This is a genomic window from Marinobacter profundi (assembly GCF_002744715.1).
GTDB lineage: Bacteria > Pseudomonadota > Gammaproteobacteria > Pseudomonadales > Oleiphilaceae > Marinobacter > Marinobacter profundi.
This window is the reverse complement of record NZ_KZ319372.1, coordinates 137,433-164,150: the sequence shown is the minus strand read 5'-3', so window position 1 is coordinate 164,150 and position 26,718 is coordinate 137,433. Positions and strand designations below refer to the sequence as shown.

Annotated in this window: 24 protein-coding genes; 13 read left to right on the top strand and 11 right to left on the bottom strand. The window is 62.9% G+C overall.

Annotation, left to right across the window (positions count from 1 at the left end):
- Positions 1-2: 2 nt before the first annotated feature.
- Positions 3-2,771, bottom strand: coding sequence for a transporter substrate-binding domain-containing protein (locus tag CLH61_RS12725; RefSeq protein WP_099615226.1), 2,769 nt, complete (start codon positions 2,769-2,771; stop codon positions 3-5).
- A 107-nt stretch (positions 2,772-2,878) separates the two neighbouring features.
- Here CLH61_RS12725 and CLH61_RS12720 point away from each other — a divergent pair, with 107 nt between their 5' ends.
- Complete coding sequence (locus CLH61_RS12720) at positions 2,879-3,112, top strand: DUF2789 domain-containing protein (RefSeq protein WP_099615128.1); 234 nt, start codon at positions 2,879-2,881, stop codon at positions 3,110-3,112.
- 8 nt (positions 3,113-3,120) lie between these two features.
- Here the strand turns inward: CLH61_RS12720 and xerC are convergent, their stop codons facing one another.
- Genes xerC through lptM form a run of 5 tightly spaced genes read right to left on the bottom strand, consistent with a single transcriptional unit; the run spans position 3,121 to position 7,262 of the window.
- Positions 3,121-4,047 carry a tyrosine recombinase XerC gene (xerC, locus tag CLH61_RS12715; RefSeq protein ID WP_099615127.1) on the bottom strand — a complete coding sequence of 309 codons (927 nt, stop codon included), beginning with the start codon at positions 4,045-4,047 and terminating at the stop codon, positions 3,121-3,123.
- A complete protein-coding gene (locus CLH61_RS12710; RefSeq protein ID WP_099615126.1) occupies positions 4,047-4,787 on the bottom strand; it encodes a DUF484 family protein in 741 nt (246 codons plus the stop codon). The genes xerC and CLH61_RS12710 overlap by 1 nt, the downstream gene beginning before the upstream one ends.
- A 22-nt stretch (positions 4,788-4,809) precedes the next feature.
- Complete coding sequence (gene dapF, locus CLH61_RS12705; RefSeq protein WP_099615125.1) at positions 4,810-5,787, bottom strand: diaminopimelate epimerase; 978 nt, start codon at positions 5,785-5,787, stop codon at positions 4,810-4,812.
- A gap of 14 nt (positions 5,788-5,801) precedes the next feature.
- Complete coding sequence (lysA, locus tag CLH61_RS12700) at positions 5,802-7,052, bottom strand: diaminopimelate decarboxylase (RefSeq protein ID WP_099615124.1); 1,251 nt, start codon at positions 7,050-7,052, stop codon at positions 5,802-5,804.
- Between the two features lie 33 nt (positions 7,053-7,085).
- A complete protein-coding gene (gene lptM, locus CLH61_RS12695; protein WP_099615123.1) occupies positions 7,086-7,262 on the bottom strand; it encodes an LPS translocon maturation chaperone LptM in 177 nt (58 codons plus the stop codon).
- Positions 7,263-7,460: 198 nt separating this feature from the next.
- On the opposite strand from lptM, the gene CLH61_RS12690 reads away from it, so the two are divergent.
- Positions 7,461-9,905 carry an EAL domain-containing protein gene (locus CLH61_RS12690; protein WP_099615122.1) on the top strand — a complete coding sequence of 815 codons (2,445 nt, stop codon included), beginning with the start codon at positions 7,461-7,463 and terminating at the stop codon, positions 9,903-9,905.
- A 25-nt stretch (positions 9,906-9,930) separates the two neighbouring features.
- On the opposite strand, the gene argH is transcribed toward CLH61_RS12690, so the two are convergent.
- On the bottom strand, positions 9,931-11,322 hold the full coding sequence (gene argH, locus CLH61_RS12685; protein ID WP_099615121.1) for an argininosuccinate lyase: 1,392 nt from the start codon (positions 11,320-11,322) through the stop codon (positions 9,931-9,933).
- A 117-nt stretch (positions 11,323-11,439) separates the two neighbouring features.
- Between argH and CLH61_RS12680 the strand changes: the two genes are divergently transcribed.
- The 6 genes from CLH61_RS12680 (at position 11,440) to CLH61_RS12655 (ending at position 17,506) form a co-directional block, all read left to right on the top strand.
- Positions 11,440-12,528, top strand: a complete 1,089-nt coding sequence (locus tag CLH61_RS12680) for a sensor histidine kinase (RefSeq protein WP_099615120.1) — start codon at positions 11,440-11,442, stop codon at positions 12,526-12,528.
- Positions 12,525-13,292: a LytR/AlgR family response regulator transcription factor gene (locus CLH61_RS12675; protein ID WP_099615119.1), complete on the top strand. Its 768-nt coding sequence runs from the start codon at positions 12,525-12,527 to the stop codon at positions 13,290-13,292. Before CLH61_RS12680 ends, CLH61_RS12675 begins: the two co-directional genes overlap by 4 nt.
- Positions 13,293-13,375: 83 nt before the next feature.
- A complete protein-coding gene (hemC, locus tag CLH61_RS12670) occupies positions 13,376-14,317 on the top strand; it encodes a hydroxymethylbilane synthase (protein WP_099615118.1) in 942 nt (313 codons plus the stop codon).
- Positions 14,298-15,125, top strand: coding sequence for a uroporphyrinogen-III synthase (locus CLH61_RS12665; protein WP_099615117.1), 828 nt, complete (start codon positions 14,298-14,300; stop codon positions 15,123-15,125). Before hemC ends, CLH61_RS12665 begins: the two co-directional genes overlap by 20 nt.
- Before the next feature lie 48 nt (positions 15,126-15,173).
- Entirely contained in the window at positions 15,174-16,271 is a 1,098-nt protein-coding gene (locus CLH61_RS12660; protein WP_099615116.1) for a uroporphyrinogen-III C-methyltransferase, read from the top strand.
- The gene (locus CLH61_RS12655; protein ID WP_099615115.1) at positions 16,268-17,506 is read left to right on the top strand and encodes a heme biosynthesis HemY N-terminal domain-containing protein; all 1,239 of its coding nucleotides are present in this window, start codon (positions 16,268-16,270) and stop codon (positions 17,504-17,506) included. Before CLH61_RS12660 ends, CLH61_RS12655 begins: the two co-directional genes overlap by 4 nt.
- A gap of 90 nt (positions 17,507-17,596) precedes the next feature.
- On the opposite strand, the gene CLH61_RS12650 is transcribed toward CLH61_RS12655, so the two are convergent.
- The 3 genes from CLH61_RS12650 to rho form a co-directional block, all read right to left on the bottom strand.
- Positions 17,597-18,601, bottom strand: a complete 1,005-nt coding sequence (locus CLH61_RS12650) for a 2Fe-2S iron-sulfur cluster-binding protein (RefSeq protein ID WP_099615114.1) — start codon at positions 18,599-18,601, stop codon at positions 17,597-17,599.
- A gap of 1 nt (position 18,602) precedes the next feature.
- Positions 18,603-20,090 (bottom strand): 4-hydroxy-3-polyprenylbenzoate decarboxylase, encoded by a 1,488-nt coding sequence (gene ubiD, locus CLH61_RS12645; RefSeq protein WP_099615113.1) that lies wholly within the window; start codon positions 20,088-20,090, stop codon positions 18,603-18,605.
- A 196-nt stretch (positions 20,091-20,286) separates the two neighbouring features.
- On the bottom strand, positions 20,287-21,549 hold the full coding sequence (gene rho / locus CLH61_RS12640; protein ID WP_099615112.1) for a transcription termination factor Rho: 1,263 nt from the start codon (positions 21,547-21,549) through the stop codon (positions 20,287-20,289).
- 418 nt (positions 21,550-21,967) lie between these two features.
- Between rho and moaB the strand changes: the two genes are divergently transcribed.
- From moaB to CLH61_RS12620, 4 genes are read left to right on the top strand one after another with little or no spacing between them, the layout of a single operon-like run.
- Positions 21,968-22,540 carry a molybdenum cofactor biosynthesis protein B gene (moaB, locus tag CLH61_RS12635; RefSeq protein WP_099615111.1) on the top strand — a complete coding sequence of 191 codons (573 nt, stop codon included), beginning with the start codon at positions 21,968-21,970 and terminating at the stop codon, positions 22,538-22,540.
- Positions 22,540-23,757, top strand: coding sequence for a molybdopterin molybdotransferase MoeA (locus CLH61_RS12630; RefSeq protein WP_099615110.1), 1,218 nt, complete (start codon positions 22,540-22,542; stop codon positions 23,755-23,757). The genes moaB and CLH61_RS12630 overlap by 1 nt, the downstream gene beginning before the upstream one ends.
- A 2-nt stretch (positions 23,758-23,759) precedes the next feature.
- Positions 23,760-24,029 (top strand): MoaD/ThiS family protein, encoded by a 270-nt coding sequence (locus CLH61_RS12625; RefSeq protein WP_099615225.1) that lies wholly within the window; start codon positions 23,760-23,762, stop codon positions 24,027-24,029.
- 1 nt (position 24,030) lies between these two features.
- Positions 24,031-24,477, top strand: coding sequence for a molybdenum cofactor biosynthesis protein MoaE (locus tag CLH61_RS12620; RefSeq protein ID WP_099615109.1), 447 nt, complete (start codon positions 24,031-24,033; stop codon positions 24,475-24,477).
- A gap of 69 nt (positions 24,478-24,546) precedes the next feature.
- Here CLH61_RS12620 and trxA read toward each other — a convergent pair whose 3' ends face one another.
- On the bottom strand, positions 24,547-24,873 hold the full coding sequence (gene trxA / locus CLH61_RS12615) for a thioredoxin TrxA (RefSeq protein WP_099615108.1): 327 nt from the start codon (positions 24,871-24,873) through the stop codon (positions 24,547-24,549).
- Positions 24,874-25,200: 327 nt separating this feature from the next.
- Here trxA and ppx point away from each other — a divergent pair, with 327 nt between their 5' ends.
- Positions 25,201-26,712 (top strand): exopolyphosphatase, encoded by a 1,512-nt coding sequence (gene ppx / locus CLH61_RS12610; RefSeq protein ID WP_265734790.1) that lies wholly within the window; start codon positions 25,201-25,203, stop codon positions 26,710-26,712.
- The last annotated feature ends 6 nt before the right edge of the window (positions 26,713-26,718 follow it).

The following is a 26,718-nucleotide window of genomic DNA, read 5'->3' as shown; positions in this document are numbered from 1 at the left end:
CGTCAGGGCACCGGATCCTGCCCTAGCAGTCGCGGGAACGCCTCGAGCGCACTGTTGACCGCGTCCAGGTTGAAGGCCTCCACATCTACCAGCAGTTTCTCACCATACAGCGTTACCGTACGGGATCGGAAACGTTTGCCCCAGGCCAGCACCTGGCTGGCGAATTCGCGCATTTCCTCCGGGTCACCACTGGCACGCACGGTCTTCCACTTTTCACCGAAATCCTTTGCCAGCTGGCTCCGCAGCCAGTCGCGCTCCTGCATGCTCATGGTTTCCGCCAGCAGGCGTCCCGAATCCTGCGGCTCGCTTTCGGGTTCGGCCTCTTCCGCACCGGCAACGACATCAGGCAGTGTTACCGTGAAGGTGGAGCCAACGCCCTGCTCACTCGCTACCGTCAGCTCGCCCCCCATCATCCGCACCAGCTTGCGACTGATCGCCAGCCCCAGGCCGGTTCCGCCATATCGGCGGCTGCTCTGGCCTTCCTGCTGCTCGAACGCATCAAAGATCCGTTCCTGCTGGTCCCGGGCGATCCCGATGCCGGTATCCGCCACCGTCACCACAAGCCGGTAATGGGCCGGCGCATCGTCATGTTCGTCACCACCCGGCAACAGCGTTGCCCGGGCTCGCACCGTCACCTCACCCTCGTGGGTAAACTTGATGGCATTGCCCACCAGGTTGAACAGCACCTGGCGTAGTCGCGCCTCATCCAGCAGCAGGGCCGCCGGCATTTTCTTGTCGACGCCAACCTCGAGGGTGATGCCCTGCTCCCGGGCCCGTAGGTCGAAGATATGACGGACATCGCCGAGCAGCCGCCGCAGCGACAGCGGGGCAATCTCCAGCCGCATCTTGCCGGCCTCGATCCGCGACAGGTCGAGGATGTCATTGATCAGCATCAGCAGGCTGCGGCTGCCGGCACGAATGGCGTCCAGATAGGTTTTTTGCTGCGGATCGGTCACCTTGTTCCGCAGCAGATCGCTGTAACCGATTACCGCATTCATCGGGGTGCGGATCTCATGGCTCATATTGGCGAGGAACTCGCTCTTGGCACGGTTGGCGCTCTCTGCCTCGCGAGCCAGCCGCTCCGCTTCCAGCTTGGCCGCCCGCAACTGGTCCTCACTGCGGCGCAGGGCGTTTTCCGAGCGGATACGCTCGTCCACTTCACGGGACAGTTTGCGGTTCCAGTACAGGAAGATCAGCACCACCACCAGGGCGATCAGGATGACCCGTCGTACCGCGGTATAGTCGGTTCCCTGCTCGATATCGAGGTGAATCCAGCGATTGTAGATGGCCTCGGACTCCCGGGGCTCGAGACTGCCCAGGGCCTTGTTGATGATGCGTAACAACTCCGGCCGATCCTTGTGGACCGCAAGGCGGAGCTCATACTGGTAAGGCGTTATGCTGGTAATTCGCAGGTTCGACAGCCCGAGCCGGGCTACCGTGTAACTGACTGCCGGGATATGGGTGACCATCACGTCCAGATCGCCATTGGACAACGCCAGTAACCCCTCTTCCACTGATTGCATCGGGTACAGGTTCAGGTTCGGGTGATTGATCAGCAGGTAGTCATGGCTGGCCTGCTGGCGTACCACTCCGACCCGCTCATCCCGTAACTCCCGCAACTCGCCGATGAAGCGGCCATCATCGCGAATGACCAGCACGATGGGTACCGCAAGGTAAGGCCGGCTGAACAGGAATTCGTCCTCCCGCTGGGGGGTGCGGGTGAGTGCCGGCAGGATGTCGATCCGGCCTTCCCGCAGCATCGTTTCCGCCTTCTCGGGCTGTTCCAGTGCTTCGCGGCTGAATTTGACCTTGAGTTTCTGTTCAAGCAGGGCAACCAGGTCCGGCACCAGACCGTTGACCTGACTGTCCTCAAGGAACTCGAACGGCGGCCAGTCATCGCGGAATGCAATGCGCAGATTGGGGTTACGCTTGAGCCAGTCCTCTTCGATGCCGGTAAGAGTGAGGCCATCGCCGGGCTCCACCACCGGCACCGGCGATTGCAGCCAGGCCTGGCGGATGGTGCGGTGTTCGATGTGGCTGATGGAGGCGACTGTCTGGTCGAGGATCCGTGACAACTGGTCCCGGCCGGCCGGCACTTCGAGCACCACGTCCACTTCCTGCTGATCCAGCAACACCCCCAGCCCGACGCCGTTGATCATCGCCGACTGCAGATAGTCGGACACCACCGGTACCGGCCCCAGGAACGCATCCACCTGACCAGACAGCAGCAGGCTGACCGCTTCGCTGATACTTGTTACCGGCACCGGGGTAAAACTCTCAACGGGGTCCAGCAGGTTGAACTGGATGCGGTCACCGCCCACCAGAGCGATGCGGCGCCGCTCGAGATCGGTGAGCTTGCGGATACTGGCATCGCCAACATCCATGAAAACCCCGTAGGTCAGTGTCATCAACGGCGCCGTCACCAGCCGTTCTGCTGCCACCTGCTCCCCCGGCATCAGCAGGGTCAGCCAGCCATCCAGCTCGCCGGCTTCCGCCATTGGCGGCGCACCGGCAACCGCTGCGTCACCTTCCAACGGTACCACCTCCACCGGCACGCCCAGCTTGTCCGAAATCCGCGCAAGATAATCGACATAGGTGCCAGCCAGCTCATCATTCCCGGCGCGGAATGCGAGGGGAACCTGCGCGCTTCGCACGCCAATCCGGAAGCGTTCCTGGGCGGCCAGCCAAGCCAGGTCTCCGGCACCGAGCACCGGCGCCGGGGATGGCAGCGGCGGCTCCACCGCAAGCACAGGTGCCACTAGGCACACCATCAGGAGCAAACACCGACCGAACGCCGCAACCACTGGATATCCTCGCCACTTACACTACATTTAGAACAACCGGTAACTTCAAAAAATCAATACCTTTGGGTGCCCAGATGGATACGACCACGCACAACCTGAACACCCTTTTCGACCAGCTTGGCCTGCCTTCCGACGACGCCAGCATCGAAAAGTTCGTTGCCTCCCACTCCCCGCTGGCACGTGAAATTGCCCTCAGGGATGCGCCGTTCTGGAGCCAGAGCCAGGCCAGCTTCCTTGAGGAGGGCCTGGAAGACGACTCCGACTGGGCGGAAGTCATCGACGAACTGGACGCCTTGCTGCGGCACTGAACGCCGGGCTAGTCTTCGCCGTCGCGACGGGCACGACGGGCCCGGGGGTGGCTCTGGTCATACACCCGGGCCAGGTGCTGGAAATCCAGGTGGGTGTAAATCTGGGTGGTCGCAATATCGGCGTGCCCCAGCAACTCCTGGACCGCCCGCAAATCGCCACTGGACTCCAGCAGGTGGCTGGCGAACGAGTGCCGGAGCAGGTGCGGATGCAGCCGCTGCTCGGCGCCCTTGGTAATGCCCCAGCGGCCCAGTCGCGCCTGGATACTGCGGGTGCTGATCGGATCGCCCCGCCGACTGACAAACAGCGCGGGCTGCCCCTCGCCGGCCAGTGACGGCCGCACCGCCAGCCAGGCGCGAAGCGCCTCCCGAGCCTTACGGCCGACCGGCAACAGCCGCTCCTTGCGGCCCTTTCCCAGCACCCGGATCTCGCCACTGGCCAGGTCGAGCGCATCCCGGGTCACCCCTGCCAGTTCCGCCAACCGCAAGCCCGAGGAATACATCAGCTCGAACATCGCCAGATCGCGGATTTCCAGCGGGTCGTCGGGCTGGCTGTCGAGCAGCTGATTGAGCTGATCGACATCGGCCACCCGGGGTAACCGGCGACCGGAGCGAGGGGCACGAATATCCAGTGCCGGATTGTCGGTCGCACGCTTTTCCCGCAGCAGGTAATCGTAAAAACGGCGGGTTGCCGAGAGATGGCGCGCAATGCTGCGACCACCAAGACCGGAACGACTGAGTTCTGCTACGTAGCGCCGCAAAGCGTGACTGTCGACCCGCCGCCAGTCGGTCAGTGCCTGGCCATCGAGGTACTCGGCCAGTCGCGCCAGATCGCGGTAATAACTGTCACAGGTTCGGGGCGATTGCCGGCGTTCGGCAGCGAGATGACGAATAAAGGCCGCCACCGGCTCGAGAAGGGAGGCAGCGGCCACCGGCATCAGGACTCCACCACCTCATCGACGATGGGAATCACCATGTGCCGCTCCAGCATGGCAGGCAGCAGCCGGCTCAGGGTATCACTGATGTAGCTCAGGAACAGGGACCCCATGCTCTGGTCAAAATAGCCTGCTTCGCAGCTGCCAACGGCAAACACCCCGAGTAATTCATCATTACGCAGCGGCACCAGGGCCACCGAGGCAATGGGATCTTCCCGTTCCGGAAACAGGAATTCGCGCTCGCTCTCCCGGAACTGGCCGCAGACCGCACGCTGGCCCTCGAGCAGGGTGCCGAGATGTTGCTGCGCCTGCGCCGGCGACACCACATGGAGGGCACCTTCGGCGGTAACCGGCAGGGGGAGGTCGGTAAACAGTAGCAAAGAGGCCGCATCAAGGCCGAAATCGCCGCGGATACTGTCATCGATCGCCGCGGCCATCTCGTTGAGATTCCGTGCTTCGATCACCTGCATCAGCAGTCGCTTGCTCTTCTCGAACAGGCGGTCGTTGTGCCGGGCGATTGATACCAGCTCCACCAGTTCCCGACGCAGGGTATCGCGCTGTTCGCGAAACAGGTGAACCTGGCGCTCCACCAGGGATATGGCCCGGCCACTGTCGTGGGGCAGAGTCAGGCTGCGCAGCAACTCATCCTGGTCGATGAAAAAGTCGGGGTTGTCACGCAGGTATTCCGCAACGTCCTCGCGGCTCAGCTTACCGGCCTTCTCGCGGACCGCTTGTTCTGTCATGCAGCTCTCCTCCGATCACCGGTCAGGAGCGACCGGCGCTTCCATTATTGCCACCGCTGTTACTGTTGTTATGACGGCTCCGCGCCTTGTTTCGGCTGTCCTGGGGACGGCCCGGACGCCGCCGGCGGGGTGCGGTCTCGCCCGGAAGACGGATCTGGCCTTCGTAGACGGTAGCGGTCGGGCCTTCCATCATAACAGGGGTACCCTCCCCCTGCCATTCGATCACCAGCCGGCCGCCACGCAGCTCAACCTCAACCTTGTCATCCAGCAACCCGCGCAACTGGCCGGCCACCACCGCGGCACAGGCACCGCTGCCACAGGCCAGGGTTTCACCAGAACCGCGTTCGAACACCCGCAGCCGCGCCTTGCCACGACTGACAATCTGCAGGAAGCCGATGTTGGCCCTTGCCGGAAACCGCGGATGACGCTCCAGTTTTGGCCCCAGCGTCGCCACCGGCGCAGTGTCCACGTCGTCAACCAGCAGCACACCGTGGGGGTTGCCCATGGACACGGCGCTCAGCTCAACCACTTCGCCATCCACCTCGACGGTATACACCGCCTTGCGGGCATTGGCGGCAAACGGAATGGCCGGCGGATTCAGCTCCGGCACGCCCATGTTGACGGTGACCCAGCCGTCCCGCCCGGTTCGCAACTCGATCACGCCCTTGGCAGTCTGGACCCGGATTACCTTTTTATTGGTCAGGCGCTGGTCGCGGACAAACCGGGCAAAACAGCGCGCCCCGTTACCACACTGCTCCACTTCGGAGCCGTCGGCGTTGAAGATCCGGTAGCGGAAATCCACGTCCGGCAGCCCCGGCGGCTCCACCACCAGCAACTGGTCAAATCCGATACCAAAGTTCCGGTCGGCCAGTTCGCGGATCAGTTCCGGTTGCAGCCGGAAGGGCTGGCTGATGGCATCCACGACCATGAAGTCATTGCCCAGCCCGTGCATCTTGGTAAAAGCCAGCAGGGGCCCCTGATTACGGCGCGGCGGGTTCATCTGGTCAGTCCCTCTCATTCCGGCAGACAGCTTTCCGGGCCGAGCTGGTCCTCGAGGGTCTCCCGCCGGCGTACCACGTGCACCCGGTCGCCATCCACCATCAGCTCCGGCGGACGATTACGGGTGTTGTAGTTGGAACTCATCACAAAACCGTAGGCGCCGGCGGAACGGACCGCAAGCAGGTCACCGGGCTGCAGGCTCAGACGGCGGTTCTTGCCGAGGAAGTCGCCGGTTTCGCACACCGGACCCACCAGGTCCCACTCCCGGGCCTCCGTATCGGTGCGGGGCACCACCGGAATGATGGCCTGCCAGGCGCTGTAGAGCGCCGGCCGTATCAGGTCGTTCATTGCGGCGTCGATGATGGCGAAATTATGGTGATCGGTACACTTGAGGAACTCCACCCGGGTCAGCAGAATCCCGGCGTTGGCCGCGATGGAGCGGCCCGGCTCAAGAACCAGCTCCAGCTTGCGATCACCCAGCCGGGCTTTCAGGGCTTCAACGTATTCAGCTGGCTCAGGGGGATGCTCCTCGTCATAAGTCACGCCCAGGCCACCGCCCATGTCCAGATGGCGAATGGTGATACCCTGTTCCGCCAGCCGGTCAACCAGCGCCAGCACCCGGTCAAGGGCATCCAGGAAGGGCGCCACCGAGGTGAGCTGGGAGCCGATGTGGCAATCCACTCCGATTACCTCGAGGTTGGCCATGGCCGCAGCCCGGGCATAGACCCGCGGCGCATCAGCGATATCAATGCCGAATTTGTTTTCCTTGAGACCGGTGGAAATATACGGGTGGGTACCGGCATCCACATCCGGGTTGACCCGCAGTGACACCGGTGCCCGCAGGCCCAGCTCGCCGGCAATCTCGTTGAGACGGTCCAGCTCGGTATCCGATTCGACGTTGAAACAGCGCACGCCCGCTTCCAGCGCCCGCTTCATTTCCCACGGCTGCTTGCCCACCCCGGAGAACACTACCCGGCCAGGGTCACCACCGGCGCGGATCACCCGCTCCAGCTCACCGGCAGAGACGATATCAAAACCGGCACCCAGCCGGGCCAATACGTTCAGCACCGCCAGGTTGCTGTTGGCCTTGACGGCATAGCACACCAGATGCGGCTGCCCGGCGAGGGCATCGTCATAGGCCCGGTAGTGCCGTTCAAGGGTTGCCCTGGAATAAACATAGGCGGGTGTGCCAAAACGCTCTGCAATATCCGCAACCGGGACATCTTCAGCGAAGAGCTGGCCATCGCGATAGTTGAAGTGATCCATCCGAATTCCTGAAAAAGAAAAAATGTGAGCCGGTCAGTCGGTCGTCACCGCAGGGCGCCGCCGTTCGTCATCCGTCGCCGAGGCTGGAGCCGACTGCGGCTCGGCGGTAACGCTGGCCGGCACCTCCCGGTAAAGCGGGCCTTTCTGGCCGCAACCGGCAACCAGCGTGCCGGCCACCAGCAAAAACACCATCAAGAGTCGAGCCCGCATCGCAAAACCTGCCCAGTATCGATCGTAAACGCGCAGTATACCTGAGTCAGACCGCGCGGGGCGAGATCGGCACGGCGGCACCGGTACCTCGCCCGAGGCAGCGGCAGGAAGAGTTTTTTCCGGCGGCAGAATCAGTATGATGAGGACTTGCTGCAACGCCCTGCCCCGTCAGGGAGATGAGGGTCCGGAGGATCTGACGTGAAAGAGTTTTTTATCCGCCGATACCGGTCCGATGCTGCCGGAGGCGATCCCCGCAGAACCCTGATCCGGGTTGATGACAACGGTCTGGTCACCTACGCCGACGCGCAGGCAGAGGCCGTGCTCGGCTATGACGCCGGTGCGCTTGAAGGCCGGCCGGTTACTTGCCTGGTGGCCGCCCGCGAGGACGACCCGTTTGCGCCCGGCAACCGGCAGCGCATGGAGAGCGGTGAAGCCGCGCAGATCACTCTGCGACATCGCGACGGCTATTACTTTACCGCCGAAGTCACCCTGCGCCTCAAGGTTCGCGATTCCGACCGCGCCGCGACCGCCTTCATCAGCCTGCGGGATCAGCAACCGCTGGATCCGCGACTGCTTCAGCCGGCCGACAGCAGCGGTGCCCTGGGGATCTGGGAACTGGACATCCCGGAGAACCAGCTGACCTGGAGCGAAGGCATTTACCACATGCTGGAGTTACGGCCCGGCGCCGAGCTCACCCCGGAGCAGGCCCTGTTTTACTGCCAGGGCAGCCAGAACCGGCTGCGGGCCCTGTTCCGTCGCTGCATGCGAAACGGCCGCCCGTTCAGCGTCACCTTTGAGGTTGTCACTGCCCGCCAGCGTATCCGCCGACTGAAACTGGACGGTCGCCCCCTCCACCGGGGCCAGCCGATTGTCCGGCTGGGCGGCACCATCACCGATCTCACCGGGGAAATGATCCAGCGCCAGGCCCGCAGCCACACCCGGCAACTGTTGCAGGCAACCATTGGCGCAACAGACAACCTGGTTGCCGCGGTCGACCGCAAACTCAACCTGGTGTGCTGCAACCGACCGTTCCAGGAGCAGTTTGCCCTCAGTTTCGGGATTACCCCGGTTGAAGGCGACAACCTGAGTACCCTGCTTGCCAGCTTCCCGAACGAACGACGGCTGACGGAGCGCCTGTGGGCAAGAGCCTTCGAGCGCGACAGTTTTATTGTCGAAATGCCCATCGCCCAGCACAACAACCAGTTACCGGTGTTCGAGTTCCATTTCCAGCCGCTGAAGAGTGAACAGGGGGAGGTTACCGGCGCCGTCCACGTGGCGAAGGACATCACCGACCGGCTGCGGGCCGCCGGCACCAGTCATTTCCGCAACCGCCACGACCCGGTCACCGGCTTGCTCAACCGGCGGGAATTCATCCACCGCCTCAACCGGGTGCTGGGGCGGCCGGTGACGGAAAGCAACAGCCACGGTCTGCTGTATCTCGACCTGGATGATTTTGCCCGCTTCAACGATCTCTGCGGCAATGGTTCCTGCGACCGTTATCTGCGCGCCCTCGCCAGTGTGCTGGGCGTCCGGGTACGGCAACGGGATGCCCTGGCGCGACTGTCCGGAGACACCTTTGCGCTGCTGCTGGAGAACTGCAACGAAGGCCAGGCCCGCCGGGTTGCCGACAACCTGCTGGCACTGACCCGGGAGTTCGTCTTCGAATGGCAGGGCCGGCAACTGGCCACCACCGCCAGTGCCGGCCTGCTGATGATCCACGAAGACTCCCCACGGGACGGCGAACAACTGATCGGCCAGGCGGCGGACCTGTGCCACACCGCCAAGATCGCCGGCCGCAACCGGGTACACACCAGCCACTCAGGCACCGACAACGATAGCGAACGACGGGTGAGACGGCTGTTGGAGCTGATACAGCAGAGCCTGGACAACGACACCCTGATCCTCGAATTCGAGACCCTGCGCCCAGTGGCCAGCGCCACCTGGGGCGATCACGTCGAGATTCTGGCCCGCATCGGGAGCGACGACCCACAGGAGCCCGCCCTGAAACCGGCAGACTTCCTGCCGGTTGCGGAACGTTTCGACCTGGCCAAACTGATTGATCGACAGGTTATTCGCAAGACCCTGGGCTGGCTGGCGAGCCAGCCACTGATGGAGCCGCGACTGAAATACTGCGGCTTCAACCTGTCGCTGGCGAGTGTTCTGGATGACAGTTTTCCGGATTTTGTAGAGACGCTGCTCAAGGAATTGCCGTTTGCCGCGGAAAGCTTCTGTTTCGAGATCCGCGAGGCGGACGCCAGCCAGTATCCGGATGACGTGGCGATACTCTGTGACGGCCTGCACCGCATCGGCTGCCGTATCGCCCTTGACGGTGCCGGAGCCTCAGTGGCGAGTTACAGCCTCGCAGCCCGGTTGCCGGTGGACATCATCAAACTCGATGGCGGGATGATCCGGGGCCTGGAGAATGACCCGGTACAACTGGTCATGACGGAAACCCTGCAGCGGATTGCCGTCGCGGCCGGCAAGGCAACGGTGGCGACCTATATCGAAAACGACGATACCCTGCGCAAGGTGCGCACGCTGGGCATCCACTACGGCCAGGGCCATCGCCTGTCGCGACCACGACCACTGACCGAACTGACAGCGGCATCAGTGCCGCTGGAGTGCGGGCCGGCCGGCACCTGACCGGCCTGCCCGCACCGCTCCCTGCTCAGAGCTGCTGGCGCGCCCGGGCTATTGCCGCCCGCACCTGCCCCGGCGCGGTACCGCCCAGGTGGTTACGGGCCTGCACCGAGCCTTCCAGGGTGAGCACGTCAAACACATCGGCTGCGATCACACTGGAGAAGCCGGCCAGCTCGTCCAGGGTCATTTCGGAGAGGTCGCGCTGCTCGGCAACGCCAAAGGCGACCGCCTTGCCGACAATCTCATGGGCATCGCGGAACGGCACGCCCTTCTTCACCAGGTAATCGGCCAGGTCGGTAGCGGTTGAGAAACCGCGCTTGGCCGCGGCCCGCATACTGTCCGCCTTGGCACGGATGGCGGGGACCATGTCGGCATACGCCTTCAGACAGCCCTTGACGGTATCCAGGGTGTCAAACAGTGGCTCCTTGTCTTCCTGGTTGTCCTTGTTATAGGCCAGCGGCTGGCTCTTCATCAGGGTCAAAAGGCTGACCAGGTGCCCGTTGACCCGACCGGTCTTGCCGCGCACCAGCTCCGGCACATCCGGGTTCTTCTTCTGGGGCATGATGGAGGAACCGGTACAGAACCGGTCCGGCAGGTCAATGAAATCAAACTGCGCCGAGGTCCACAACACCAGCTCTTCACTGAACCGGGACAGGTGGGTCATCAGCAGCGCGGCGAAGCTGCAGAACTCGATGGCAAAATCACGATCGCTGACCGAGTCCAGCGAGTTTTCCGTCGGCCGGTCAAAGCCCAGCAGGCGGGCCGTCATCGCACGGTCAATCGGATAGGTGGTACCGGCCAGCGCCGCTGCGCCCAGCGGCATCACGTTGACCCGCTTGCGACAGTCCTGCAACCGCTCGGCGTCACGCACCAGCATTTCATACCAGGCCATCAGGTGGTGGCCAAAGGTGACCGGCTGGGCGGTCTGCAGATGGGTAAAGCCCGGCATGATGGTGTCCGCTTCCCGCTCGGCCACATCAAGCAGACCCGATTGCAGGCGTTTGAGCTCCTCGGCGATCACATCGATCTCGTCCCGCAGGTACAGACGGATGTCCGTCGCCACCTGGTCGTTACGGCTGCGGCCGGTGTGCAGCTTCTTGCCGGTAATGCCGATGCGGTCGGTCAGCCGGGCCTCGATATTCATGTGGACATCTTCCAGGCTCACCGACCACTCAAAGTTGCCTGCCTCGATATCCGCCTTGACGCCGTTCAGGCCTTCGACAATCTGGTCGCGCTCTGCTGCAGTCAGCACACCTACCTCGGCCAGCATGGTGGCGTGGGCGATGGAGCCGGTGATGTCGTGGTGGTACAGTCGCTGGTCAAAACCGACCGAGGCCGTGAAGCGCTCGACAAATGCGTCCGTCGGTTCACTGAAACGACCGCCCCAGGGTTTCTCGGAGGTCTTGCTCTGATCGGTCATGGTCTATCTTTCCTGCTGACAGCCCGGCATCATTCTGCCGACGTGGATGGAATAAAGGCCGCGATTATAACACTCTCGGGCACCGTCTCGCCCACCCGAGTTCAGGACTCCGCAGTGATGACAGCGCCGCAGGCCAGAAAACCCGAACCCGCCGCCGGTTCCAGTGCGGCGCAGGATTTCTTTATCCCCGACCTGTGCCGGGTACGGGCGGTATTCATGCTGCTGATCACCAGCGAATTGCTGGTGTTGCTGATGTCGGTCGTCCAGGCCCGTTCCGGCTGGATTGACTGGAACTACTTCGGGCTGCTGTCGCTGTTTGTGCAGTGGACGGTGCTCACCAGTACCGCACTGATCTGCCTGCTGCGCCAGCGCCTGGCCAGGCTCAGCACCGCGATGGCAACTGCCGCGGTGGCGGCCATTGTGCTGGCCGATGTCCTGACATTCAGCCTGTTCGCTGACAGCGTGCTTTATCCGGAACCCGGCATCAGCGGCTGGCAGGGCATCATCAAAAAACTGCTGATGGCGCTGCTGATCACCCTGATGGTACTGCGCTATTTCTACCTGCAGCACCAGTGGCAACAACAGCAGGAAGCCGAAATGCAGGCCCGGCTGACCGCGTTGCAGGCGCGTATCCATCCACACTTCCTGTTCAACAGCATGAACACCATTGCCAGCCTGATTGCCAGTAACCCGGAGCAGGCCGAGGAGGCGGTGCTGGACCTGTCAGAACTGTTTCGCGCCAGCCTGCGGACCGAGCAGCGACTGATCTCGCTGGCTGAGGAACTCACTCTTTGCCGCCGCTACCTCGCCATCGAAGGCTTGCGCCTGGGGGACCGGCTGAAGGTAAACTGGCAAATAGATGCAGACGTCAGCCAACAGGCGATACCGCCACTGACCCTGCAACCACTGGTGGAGAATGCCATCTATCACGGTATCCAGCCGCGCCCAGAAGGCGGCACCGTGGACATCGAGGCCGTCCGTAACGGCAACTCGGTTTACCTGATGGTACGAAACCCGAAGCCCGCCGACGGCGCCGCCGGACACGACGGCAACCGCATGGCGCTGGACAACATCCAGTCCCGCCTGCAAGCCCTGTTCGGCGACCGGGCGGTGCTTAAACACAGCCACCAGCAGACCATTTACACAGTGACGGTGCGCCTGCCCTGGCAGCGTGCCGGCGCAGCCAGCAACGCGGGACAACCATGAACCAGCCCAGCCCAGCCAGCCCGAGACGCAAGGTTCTCATTGCCGACGACGAACCGTTGGCGCGGCAACGGGTACGCCGTCTGCTCGACGAGCTGCCAGGTTATGAAGTCTGCGGGGAAGCCGCTGACGGCAACGCCGTCCTCAATCAGGTGGCCAGCCTGCACCCGGATATCGTCCTGCTGGATATCCGCATGCCAGGGATGGATGGTATGGAGGCGGCGGGTCGGCTGCAGGCGCTGGACAGCCCACCGGCGATCATCTTCTGCACCGCCTTCGACCACTATGCCATTGACGCCTTTGGCGTCCAGGCCGCTGCCTACCTGCTCAAGCCGGTGCGCCGTGAAGCCCTCGCCGATGCACTGGCAAGGGCCGGCCGCCTCAACCGGCTCCAGCGCCAGGCCCTGCAGGTCGCCCCGGCGGACCGCGAAGAACGCCTGGCCATCCGCACCCATCGTGGCACCGAACTGCTCGACGTCGGCCAGATCGCCCTCTGCGAAGCCGACCAGAAATACGTCACCATCCACCACACCCGGGGCGAGAGCCTGTGTGACTACACGCTCAAAGAACTGGAGCTCGCCTACCCCGACGACCTGCTGCGAGTCCACCGCCATACCCTGGTGGGTGTCCGCTACATCCATGGCATCGTCCGCTGTGCAGACGGCCAGCTCGCAGTCCGCCTGCCGGAACCCTGGGGCCAGCGTGCGGTCAGTCGACGCCACGGCAGTGCGGTACGGCAATGGCTCCGGGAACACCAACCGGGGTGAGTTACCCCTTCTGGTCACGGGACTTTTTGGTCGCTACACGGTAACCTATCGGGACATTTTCCTGACCCGGCAAGTACCTCAACATGTCAAAACGTACCCTTCGCATTGCAACCCGCAGCAGCGCACTGGCGCTATGGCAGGCTGAATTCATCAAGGCAGAACTGGAACGACTGCACGACAACGTCACCGTTGAACTGCTCAAGATCAAGACCCAGGGCGACAAGATCCTCGACGTACCGCTGGCCAAGATCGGCGGCAAGGGGCTGTTCGTCAAGGAACTGGAAGAAGCCATGCTCGACGGCCGTGCCGACCTCGCCGTACACAGCATGAAAGACGTTCCGATGGAGTTCCCCGAAGGCCTCGGCCTGGTGGCTATTTGTGAGCGGGAAGATCCAACCGACGCCTTTGTCAGCAACCGTTTCGAATCCATCGACGCCCTGCCGGACGGCGCCGTGGTGGGCACCGCGAGCCTGCGCCGCGAAGCCCAGCTGCGGGCCTACCGCCCGGACCTGCAGATCCGCACCCTGCGGGGTAACGTCAATACTCGCCTGGCCAAGCTTGACGCCGGCGACTATGACGCCATTGTGCTGGCCAGTTCCGGCCTGAAACGCCTCGGCTTCCATGACCGCATCCGCGACTGCCTGCCCGACACCCTGTCGCTGCCTGCCGTTGGCCAGGGTGCACTGGGTATCGAGTGCCGGCTGGCTGACCGGGAATTACTGGCCATGCTGGAGCCCCTCAATCATGCAGACTCGGCGGACCGGGTCCGTGCGGAACGCGCGCTGAACCGCCGTCTGGAAGGTGGTTGCCAGGTTCCCATTGCCGCCTACGCCCTGCTGGAGGACGAGGACACCCTGTGGCTGCGCGGCCTGGTCGGTGCGGTCAATGGTACGGAAATCTTCCGGGTAGAAGGTCGCGCCCCCCGCAACGAAGGCGAACGGCTGGGCCGGGAGCTGGCAGAGGACCTGCTCGCCATGGGCGCCGACCGGGTACTGGCCGAGATCTATGGCCACACCCCGAAGTAAGGTGGCGACCGGCGAGCCTGCGAACGACCGGCCACCGCAGCCATTGGCAGGGCGACGGATCCTGATCTGTCGCCCGCGCCCCGATGGTGAGCGCCTGGCACGGCAGTTTCGCGAATCCGGCGCAGACGTCCGGGTTTTGCCCACCCTTGCCCGCGAAGCCCTGCCGGAAACCCCCGAAACCCGTACGCTGATCCAGAACCTCGACCAGTTCCACCACGTCATCGCGGTCAGTCCCTATGCCGCCACCCTGTTGTTGGAGCTGCTGGACACCTGGTGGCCACAGGTACCCGCAGGCCTTCACTGGTATGGCGTGGGTGCCGGCACCGCAGCGGTGCTGTCTGCGGCAGGTGTTACACCGGAAGCCCCCGGGCACGGCTGGACCAGTGAAGACCTGCTGGCCTTGCCGGGGTTGCGGACTCCTGACGGTGAGCGGGTACTGCTGGTCCGGGGTGAGGATGGCCGCGAACTGATCCGGGACACGCTCAGCCAGCGCGGAGCCGAGGTAACCGTGCTGCCGCTTTACCGTCGCTTTTGCCCTGACTACGATAAGAAGACCATAACCGATGTGCTGACCGACTTTGATCCGGAGGTGATCATCGCGCTGTCCGGAGAAACATTGAACAATCTCGTCGCGCTCGGTAAGAATACCAACCATAATCTGATGAAAAGATTGCTGCTTGTGCCCGCAGAGCGCGTTGCCGAGCAGGCCCGGAGCGCCGGGTTCCGGTGGCTCTGCATACCGCAGGGCCTTGCAGACACCGACATCGTGGCAGCCGTAGTGCGCGAACTGCCAACGGAACAGCACTGACCGGCAACCGCATATCCGGGACCCACTGACAGCCAAGTAAGGAAGCCTGTGACTGAGACAAACGCGCAACTGCCCGCCCCGCTTGAAACCCCGCCGCCAGCCCGGCAGAAACTGTGGCCCGTATGGCTGGTTGCGTTACTCGCCCTGATCCTCGCCATTGGCCTCGCCCTCTGGAACTGGCAGCAATGGCAGACCCAGCAGCTGCTCAGCCAGCAGCTGGCCAACGTCGAAAACAACACCCGTCAGCTGCAACAGGATTTTGGCCAGAGTGGCAGTGAGCGCGCTGACCGGCTCGTTGCCCTGGAGACCCGCCTCGGCGAGCAGCGGGAACTGCTGGCCACCCAGCAGCGCCAGATCGACCATAACGCCCAACAGTTACTGGAGGCCGGCAACCGGACCCGCACCGACTGGCTGCTGGCCGAGGCCGAGTTCCTGCTGCGCATTGCCAACCAGCGCCTGCTGGTGGAAAAAGACATTCGTGGCGCACTCGCTGCCTTGCAGGAAGCCGACAGCGTGCTGTTGGAGTCGGATGACGTGGGCGTCTATGCGGTCCGCCAGCAACTGGCGAAAGAAGTGCTTGCCCTGAAAGGCATTGCCGGCGTTGACCGGACCGGGCTTTACCTGACCCTGGAAGCCGCCATCGACAGCGTGAACCAGCTCACCGACGACGCACTGATCCACGACCGCGCCCCGGCCTTTACCGGCAGCGGCGACGAAGCGGAGCCCATTGGCGACCAGGGCATGCTGGCCAAGGCCTGGTACCAGCTCAAAACCACCCTCGGCAACGTGATCGTGGTGCGGCGACTGGACGAGCCGGTGAAACCGCTGTTGTCGCCGGACCAGAGTGCCTACGCCCGCCTCAACCTCCAGCTGATGCTGGAAGAAGCGGAAATGGCGGTCTTGCGCGGCAACCAGCCGTTGTTCGAGCGCGCCCTCGGCAAGGCAGCAACGGCGCTGGGACAATGGTATGACCGCAGCGACCAGCGCATCGTGGCCCTGGCCCGGACCCTTACCGAACTGGCCACCCGCAATGTTGACCCGGAGCTGCCAGACATCAGCCGCTCCCTGTCACTGCTCAAGGCCCGGCTGGCCGGCCGCCTGGGTAATGGCGAGGCCGCCGCCTCCGGTGAAGGGGACGCCTCATGATCCGGTTATTGCTGATTGTCCTGGTTGCCCTGCTCATCGGCACCGCCCTGAGCCTTGGCCTGCAATATGACCTCGGCTATATCAGGATCAGTCTCGGCAACTACCTGGTCGAAACCAACTTCTGGGTCGGCCTGTTCGTGCTTGCGGCGCTGGTCGCCCTGATCCTGGTTACCGTGGCGCTGATCCGCCGCCTGGGCCGCAGCACCGGGTTTGTCACCGGCTGGCTGGCCCGGGGCAACGAACGCCGCGCCCGCCGCCGCACTACCCAGGGTCTGCTTGCCCTCGCCGAGGGTAATTGGCCAAGGGCCCGCAAGTTGCTTGAGGCGTCCGCTGGCCATGCCGATACCCCGCTGATCAACTACCTCGCCGCCGCCCAGGCCGCGTTCGAGTCTGGTGATCACGAGGCGGTGGATACCCTGCTGCGCAGGGCTTTCGAAAGTACCCCCGGCTCGGATATGGCGGTGGGCATCACCCAGGCCCAGCTGCAACTGGCCGGTAACCGCCTGGAACAGGCCCTGGCCACACTGATTCGCCTGCGCAAACAGGCACCTCACCACCCCTTCGTGCTCAAGCTCCTGAAGAATACCTACCTGCGGCTGGAGGACTGGCGCGAGTTGTCCCGACTATTGCCGGAGCTACGCAAGCGCGACCTCATCGATCAGGGCGAGGCCGCCGAACTGGAGCGCACAACCTGGCACAACCTGCTGCAGAAAGCCGCGGACGACTGCAAACGCCAGTCGACCGAAACCAGCGCATCCCTCGAACCCCTGACCAGCCTGTGGGATCAGTTACCCGGCAGCATGCGTCGGGACGAATACACCATTCGCGATTATGCCCGGCTACTTGCCGAGCTGGGCGACGAGGCCCAGGCGGAAACCCTGCTGCGCAAAGTGCTGCGTAATCACTGGAGCGACGAGCTCATCAACCTGTACGGCCGGGTCAAGGGACTGAAACCCGATGAGCAGCTGCTGACGGCTGAACAGTGGCTCAAGGATCGCCCCAACAATGCCGAATTGTTGCTGGCCCTGGGGCGCCTGAGCCTGCGTAACGAGCTCTGGGGAAAGGCGCGGGAATATTTCGAAACCAGCCTGCGGCTGCGCCGCAGCCGGGAGACGATGGCGGAACTGAGCCGCCTCAATGCTCATATGGGCGAGGAGGAAGCCAGTGCCAGACTGCTGATGCAGGGCCTGGTGAAGGACAGCGGCCTGCCGGACCTGCCAATGCCGAGGGCCTGATCGGGGCCGTCGGGACAATACCGCCGCAGCACCGGCAAAAAAAGGGGCAGAATCCGACCAGGAGGCTGCCCCTTTTTCGTCGGCGGACCTTCAATCCCGCGGCGCGTATTCCAGGACATCGGAGAAGAACGCCGACTGCGGCAGCCCTGCCTCAAGCAAGGCATCCAGCAGGGTATACACCATGACTGGAGAGCCACTCGCCATCACCCGGACACGCTGCCAGTCCATGCCGGAAGCCAGTACTGCCCGCACCAGCTGGTCATGGTGACCACTCCAGTCGTTATCCTCGTCATCGCCGACCACCGGCAGGAAGGTTAACTGTGGCCACTCGTGTGCCCATTGCTGGGCCAGCGCGCGGAGATACATATCTTCATGGCGCCTTACCCCCCAATACAATCGCACTGGCTGGCCATAGGAGGTTTCCCGCAGGTAATCCACCAGGCTCTTCATCTGCGCGAATCCGGTACCAGCTGCCACCAGCACCAGCGGCTCCTCCGGTGCGGCCGCCAGGCACGCCTTGCCAAAGGGCAACTCGATTGTGACATCCCGGCCGGAGGTCAGGGCATCGATCACGTTCTGGGCCGACAGCCAGTCCGGCGATGCCTGGATGTGCAGCTCGATGGTCGGGCAGGACGGACTGCTGGCAATGGAGAAATAGCAGGGGTCGCTGTCCGGAAGATTGACGGACAGGTACTGACCGGCATGGAACGACAGTTCCCGGCGGCGCGGCAACTGCAGCTCCACCCGGTACACGTCGTGGCTGATGGAACGCACGTCCACCACCTTTGCCTGAAACTTGCGGGGCTGATTTTCTCCGGCGGCCATAACGGCGGTCATCTCCAGTTCAAGGTTCCCGAGGGCGAAGGTGCGACAAAGCATGAGTCGCCCGGAAACCGGAATATGCTGTTGGTTGCGGGTGTTCAGCGCCGGCCCGGCCAGCAGCCGCGCTTCGCAGATTTCACACACCCCGTTGCGACAGGCTGCCGGCACCTCGATACCGGCGCCGGCAGCGGCACTGAGCAGGTCGGTACCGGGGCCGGCACTATACGTCAATCCGGAGGGCTGCAGAACCACCCGACAGGGCTTATCGGTCATGTCAGCGCCGCGGCTCCGCCGCAACATCAATGCCCAGGGAGTCCCAGAGGTCATCTACCCGCTGGCGGACGTCCTCGGACATGACAATCGGCGTCCCCCATTCCCGATCGGTCTCTCCCGGCCACTTGTTGGTGGCATCCATCCCCATTTTCGACCCCAGGCCGGAAACCGGGGAGGCAAAGTCCAGGTAATCGATCGGTGTGCTTTCCACCAGGGTGGTATCCCGCGCCGGATCCATACGGGTGGTGATCGCCCAGATCACGTCTTCCCAGCTGCGGGCGTTAACGTCATCGTCGGTGACAATCACAAACTTGGTGTACATGAACTGGCGCAGGAAGGACCATACTCCCATCATCACGCGCTTGGCATGGCCGGGGTACTGTTTCTTCATGGTCACCACCGCCAGCCGGTAGGAGCAACCCTCCGGCGGCAGGTAGAAATCCACGATCTCCGGGAACTGCTTCTGCAGGATGGGAATGAACACTTCGTTCAGCGCCACCCCGAGAATGGCCGGCTCATCCGGCGGACGACCGGTGTAGGTGCTGTGGTAGATCGGGTCGCGACGGTGGGTAATTCGCTCCACGGTAAACACCGGGAACTCGTCCACTTCGTTGTAGTACCCGGTGTGATCGCCGAACGGGCCTTCCGGAGCCAGGTCATCCGGGTAGATAAAGCCTTCCAGCACGATCTCAGCACTGGCCGGCACCTGCAGGTCACTGAGTCCGGCCTTGACCAGCTCGGTACGGGCACCCCGCAACAGGCCGGCAAAGGCGTACTCGGACAGGGTATCCGGCACCGGTGTCACCGCCCCGAGAATGGTCGCCGGGTCGGCCCCGAGCGCCACCGCCACCGGATAGGGTTTTTGCGGGTTGGCCTTGCGGAACTCCAGGTAATCCAGCGCGCCCCCACGGTGACTGAGCCAGCGCATGATCAGACGGTTACGACCGATGACCTGCTGTCGGTAAATGCCCAGGTTCTGGCGTTCTTTGTGGGGACCCCGGGTAATCACCAGTGGCCAGGTCACCAGCGGACCGGCATCGCCGGGCCAGCAATGCTGAACCGGAATCTGGTACAGGTCCACCTGATCCTTTTCGATCACCACCTCCTGGCAGGGCGCGGTGCGCAGTACTTTCGGGCTCATCCGCATCACCTGGCGGAACAGCGGCAGCTTTTCGATGGCGTCCTTGAAGCCCTTGGGGGGATCCGGCTCCTTGAGAAACGCCAGCAACTTGCCGATCTCCCGCAATGCGCTGACGTCGCTCTGCCCCATTCCCAGCGCGACCCGCTTCGGCGTTCCGAACAGGTTGGCCAGCACCGGCATGTCGTAGCCTTTCGGGTTTTCGAACAGTAACGCCGGACCACCCGCCCGCAGGGTACGGTCACAGATTTCGGTCATTTCCAGGTGGGGGTCGACTTCAACACTTATACGCTTGAGCTCACCCAGCTTTTCCAGTTGGGCAATGAAGTCTCTCAGGTCGCTGTATTTCATTGGATGCTCCGTTTGCTGCCTGGGGTACTACGGAGGATGTTCGTTCTTGGACGTATCCGGTTCTTGCCTGGCGGCGGAACGAGGTGCGGGACAGGTTACCAAAACGGAAAACGTTGTTTTCCTGACTGTTTTGGTAACCTGTCCCGCACCTCGTTCTTCGGGCATGGGAGCACTGCCCCCATGAGAAAATCCAGGATCAACGGCGTTTCATGGACTGGAAGAACTCGTCGTTGGTCTTGGTTTCTTTCAGCTTGTCCAGCAGGAACTCGATGGCCGCGGTGTCGTCGTCCATGGAGTGCAACAGCTTGCGGAGGATCCATACGCGCTGGATGTCAGCTTCGGTCATCAGCAAGTCTTCACGGCGGGTGCCCGAGCGACGAATGTTCATGGCCGGGTAGATGCGCTTCTCGGCAATCTTGCGATCCAGATGCACTTCCATGTTACCGGTACCCTTGAACTCCTCGTAGATCACCTCGTCCATCTTGGAACCGGTATCCACCAGGGCAGTCGCGAGGATGGTCAGACTGCCGCCTTCCTCCACGTTACGGGCCGCGCCGAAGAACCGCTTGGGCTTCTCCAGGGCATGGGCGTCCACACCACCGGTCAGGACCTTACCGGATGACGGGATAACCGTGTTGTAGGCACGGGCCAGACGGGTGATGGAATCCAGCAGGATCACCACGTCTTTCTTGTGTTCGACCAGGCGCTTGGCCTTCTCGATCACCATCTCGGCCACCTGGACGTGACGGGCCGGCGGCTCGTCAAAGGTGGAGGCAATAACCTCGCCCCGCACGGTACGCTGCATCTCGGTCACTTCTTCCGGACGCTCGTCAATCAGCAGCACCATCACGTGGCACTCCGGATTGTTGCGGGTAATGGACTGGGCGATGGTCTGCATCAGCAGGGTCTTACCGGCCTTGGGCGGCGATACGATCAGACCACGCTGGCCCTTGCCGATCGGCGCCACCAGGTCGAGTACCCGGGACGACAGGTCTTCAGTACTGCCGTTACCGGCCTCGAGCGTCAGGCGCTCTTCCGGGAACAGCGGCGTCAGGTTCTCGAACAGGATCTTGTTACGGGCGTTTTCCGGCTTGTCGAAGTTGATCTCGTTAACTTTCAACAGCGCAAAGTAGCGCTCGCCATCTTTCGGCGGCCGGATCTTGCCGGAAATGGTATCCCCGGTACGCAGGTTGAACCGGCGGATCTGGCTCGGTGACACATAGATATCGTCAGGGCCGGCCAGGTAAGAGGCATCGGCGGAACGCAGAAAGCCGAAACCGTCCTGCAGAATTTCCAATACGCCGTCGCCATAAATGTCTTCGCCGCTTTTAGCATGCTTCTTCAGGATCGAGAAGATGACATCCTGTTTACGCGAACGAGCCAGGTTATCGAGCCCCATTTCCTGCGCGATGTCGAGCAGTTCGGGTACGGATTTCTGCTTGAGTTCAGTAAGATTCATAGGTTGTTTGGTTTTTCAGGAATGGAAGTAAACGGATATTGAGATGACAGGGGTGCCCCTGAACGAATTGGTCAAAAACACGCTGAACTCAGGTGCTGGCCGGATGGAGCAACCGGTGTAGATGGAGTCCGGAAAAGTACGTTAGCCAGAGACAGGAGGAACAATCGTTCGCCAGGCACGACGGATCATCGGCCACGAGTACCGCCCCTGTCAAGTGCTACTGCGCAATTTTGCGCCAGCTGTGCCACAAATGTCACTGCCCCGCCTACAAAGGCTGACACCACAGGCGCCAGGGGGCGGAAGTGTCGCCCCGGCCTCCCTCTGATGGGTTACCCCCTTCCCTTAAGCCGTTCCGATACGGATACTGAGACGTATACTGAGCTCAACACTGACATTTTCCATACGGAGTCGCATCCCTATGAGCAGCCACCCAACCGGCGAACTCAAGTCCCTCAACATCGCGGTCCTCACCGTCTCGGACACCCGTGGCCCAGACCAGGATACCTCCGGCCAGTTCCTTGAAGACAGCGTTATCGAAGCCGGCCACCAGCTGGTCGCCCGGCGCATCCTGCCGGACGATGTGTACCTGGTGCGTGCCATCATGTCGCGCTGGATCGCCGACCCGGAGGTCCATGTCGTGATCATTACCGGCGGCACCGGTTTCCACGAACGTGACAGCACCCCCGAGGCGGTTGCCCCCCTGTTCGACAAGGCCATCGACGGCTTTGGCGAGGAATTCCGCCGCTTGTCTGCCAGCGAAATCGGTACGTCGACGATTCAGTCACGGGCCTTTGGCGGACTCGCCAATCACACCGTCATCTTCTGCCTGCCCGGTTCCACCGGCGCCTGCCGGACCGGCTGGAACGGCATCCTGCGCGCCCAGCTGGACAGCACCCACGGCCCCTGCAACTTCTCGGCACTGGTGCTGCGCAAACCGGACCGGCCGATGGCGCGGCTTGATGAAGTTATCGGAGAGAGGGCGCAGCACTGATGACCGGCACGCCACTCACCCCGGTAGAGGACGCCCTCGCCCACTTGCTGGAGCGGGCCCGCCCGGTGACCGAAACGGAAACGGTGGACCTGGCTCAGAGCCTCGGAAGAATCCTCGCAACCGACCATACGGTGCCGGCGGATGTGCCGCCGGCGGACAACAGCGCGGTGGACGGTTACGCGGTACGCTGTGCTGACCTCAGCGGCGATCCGGTTCTGCCGGTGTCCGCCAGGGTTCCGGCTGGCCAGGCCCCGAAGGCCATTGTGCCCGGCACCGCCGTGCGCATCTTCACCGGCTCGGAAATTCCGGCCGGCGCCGATGCCGTGGTCATGCAGGAGCGTATCGAACTGCTGGATGACGGCATCCGGATTCCTGTCGACGTCAGCGCCGGCCAGAACATCCGCCGCCGCGGCCAGGACCTGGCAACCGGTGACCTCGCCATCCCCCGCGGTACCCCGATCCGACCCCAGGAAATGGGCCTGCTGGCCTCCATGGGTGTCGCCAGGGTCCCGGTGCTTCGCCGGTTTCGGGTGGCTGTGCTGACCACCGGAGACGAGCTGGTTGACCCCGGCAAGTCACTGACTCCGGGACAGATCTACAACTCCAACCGCTTCACCCTGCTGGGCCTGCTCGAACGGACAGGCTGTGAGGTAGTGCTGTGCGAAACCGTGGAAGATACCCGTAGCGCCACAGCCGCCACCCTGGAACGGGCCGCCGGCGTCGCCGACCTGATCATTACCAGCGGTGGCGTGTCGGTAGGTGAAGAAGACCACATCCGCGCAGTCCTGGAAGACTCCGGCGGGCTATCGCTGTGGCGCCTGGCCATCAAACCGGGCAAGCCGCTCGCGTTCGGTCGCATTGGCGACACGCCGGTGCTGGGGCTGCCGGGCAACCCCGTTTCCGTGCTGGTCACTTTCCTGGTGGTGGGCGCCCCCTACATCCGCTTCTGTCAGGGCGACACCCGCTCCACCATCTACGGTGAGCAGTTACCGGCAGACTTTGCCGTGCCGCAGTCCTCCATGCGACGCGAATTTGTCCGCGCCCGCAAGACCCTGACTGACCAGGGCTTGGTCGTCGAGGCCTTCCCCAACCAGAGCTCCGGGGTACTAAGTTCAGCGTGCTGGGCTGACGGCTTCGCGGTGGTTCCCGAGCACACCACGATAACTCCCGGTGATATCATCACCTATTACTCGTTCACAGAATTGCTGGGGAAATGACCATGACCGAATCCCATCAACAAGCGGTCACTGTGCGGTTCTTTGCCCGCTTGCGGGAAGAACTGGACACCGACAGCCTGATCCTGCCGGTGACGCCCGGGATGACGGCCGGCACACTGCTTGCCGAACTGGCCACACGGGGCGGCGCCTGGGCGCAACTTTGCGGGGATCAACCGGTGATGATTGCCGTCAACCAGGCTATGGCGAAGCCGGGTACGGTACTCAGCGGTGGTGACGAAGTGGCCTTTTTTCCGCCGGTGACAGGGGGCTGAAATGATCAGTATCCAGCAGCAGGACTTTGATTCCGGGGCAGAGTACGCAGCGCTGCGGGACAGTGGTGCGGGTACCGGGGCGATTGTGACCTTTACCGGGCTGGTGCGTGACAGTGGCGACCTGGAGGGGGTCCGCGGGCTATTTCTGGAACACTACCCGGGCATGACTGAACAGGTCATTAGCCAGTTGGTGGAGGAAGCGTCGCGACGCTGGGACGTCCGCAAGGCGCGGGTGATTCACCGGGTGGGAGAGTTGCTGCTGAGTGACCAGATTGTCTTTGTCGGCGTGTGCAGCGCCCACCGTGGAGATGCGTTTGCGGCCTGCCAGTACATTATGGATGCTCTGAAGACCTCGGCGCCGTTCTGGAAGAAGGAAATCACCACTGACGGCGAGCATTGGGTGGAACAGAAATCATCCGACCTGGAGCAGTCACGGACCTGGGAGTAAGCTCCCCGCAAGCCCGTCGCCCGTGAATGTCAAATCCTGGGCGAGGGCTTCGGTATCTACTGACAGCAATCAGAGGTTGCTGTCGAGGAAGGCTGCCAGCTGGGACTTGGACAGGGCACCAACCTTGGTGGCATCCACATTGCCGTTCTTGAACAGCATCAGGGTCGGGATACCGCGAATATTGAACTTGGGCGGAGTCTGCTCGTTTTCGTCAATGTTCAGCTTGCAGATCTTCAGCTTGCCTTCGTATTCGTCGGCAATCTCTTCCAGTACCGGGGCGATCATCTTGCAGGGACCGCACCACTCGGCCCAGTAATCCACCAGAACCGGGACGTCTGACTGCAGTACATCCTGCTCGAAGGATGCATCGGTAACATTTACGATATTTCCGCTCATTGCAATTTCCTGATTCAGGCACGTCGGCAAGGGCGGACCCCGGCCTTATGCGATTGACTTGAAAGCGACTGAAGGGGTCTTCCGGGGCAGCGTCGCCCGGTCACCGTGATCAGTGATACGCGTTACTTTACGCGATTGATCAGCCCGATGTGAAGCGCTTACTGCGATCGGGGTATCCGCTCCCGGTGGCATGGGGGGAATCGGTTACTGACAGCCCCGCGCGGTTTCGCTTATAGTACCCGCAGGCTTCAAGTGACGCCTGTCCGCGCATCCGGGTGCTGCTACGCCCGTGGTTCCATACTGCCTGGCAAAGAGGATTTCAAGCACGTGACGGCTCCATCCACCGCCACCCCACCGGAATTGCTGGCAGCAATCGACATGGGCTCCAACAGCTTCCACATGGTTGTTGCCCGACTAGTCCATGGCGAAATCCGCACCCTGGAAAAAATGGGCGAAAAGGTCCAGCTCGGCGCCGGGCTCGACAGCTACAACCGCCTCACCGAAGAAGCCCAGCAGCGGGCTCTCGCCTGCCTCGGGCGCTTTGCCCAGCGGATCAGCAATATGCCTGCTGAAGCTGTCCAGATTGTCGGCACCAATGCCTTGCGGGTCGCCCGCAACGCCGATCAGTTCCGGGCCCGCGCCGAGGAAGTCCTGGGCTACCCGGTGGAAATCATTGCCGGCCGAGAAGAGGCCCGCCTGATATACCTCGGCGTATCCCACACCCTGTCCGACGATGCCGGACGCCGGCTGGTCATCGATATCGGCGGCGGCAGTACCGAATTCATTATCGGTGAACGCTTTGAACCCCTGGAACTGGAAAGCCTCCACATGGGCTGCGTGTCGTTCCGCAACCGCTATTTCCCGGAAGACCGGATTACCCGGCGCCAGATGGAAAAGGCAGTCACCCATGCCGAGCAGGAACTGCTGAGCATTCGTAACCGCTATCGCCAGCTCGGCTGGCAGAGCACGGCCGGCTCCTCGGGCTCGATCAAGGCGATTGCCAATGTCATGGCCCACCTGAAAATTTCCGACGGCACCCTGACCCTCGACGGCATGCGTGAACTGCGTCGCCGGCTGGTGGACATGGGCCGCACCGACCGGCTTTCGGAAATCGGGGTCCGCGCCGACCGCCACAACATTTTCCCGGCCGGCTTTGCCATCCTGATGGGAGCCTTTGAATCCCTCGGCATTGAAAGCATGACCTATGCCGACGGCGCGCTACGGGAGGGACTGCTCTACGACATCGCCGGTCGCATTCAGCACGAAGATGTGCGGGAACGGACCATCCAGGCCCTGCAGGAGCGTTACCATGTCGATCAGCAGCACGGCCGGGCGGTGGAAGACACCGCACTGGCCGCCTGGGAGCAGGTCGCCGATGCCTGGGCACTGCGCACCCCCCACGACGAGGACGTCCTGCGCTGGGCCTGCCGGCTGCATGAAATCGGGTTGACCATCTCCCACAGCCAGTACCACAAGCACGGCGCCTACCTGCTGCGCTACTCCGACCTGCCCGGTTTTTCGCAGCAGTTCCAGCGGGACCTGGCCACGCTGGTGCGCGGCCACCGGCGCAAGTTCGCGCCGGCAATCTTCGAAAGCGCCGACCCGGAGGATATTCCCCGCCTGCGCTATCTGTGCGTCCTGCTGCGCCTGGCGGTACTGATCCAGCATCCGCGCAACCAGGAAGCGCCGCCGGATATCCGGCTGTACCCGGGGGAGCAGCGGCTTACCGTGGAGTTTCCCAAGGGCTGGCTTGACGAGCGACCGCTGACGCTGGCCGACCTGCAGAACGAGCAGGACTACCTGGCCCGGCAGAAATTCCGCCTGGAGGTCAGCGACTGAGCAGGC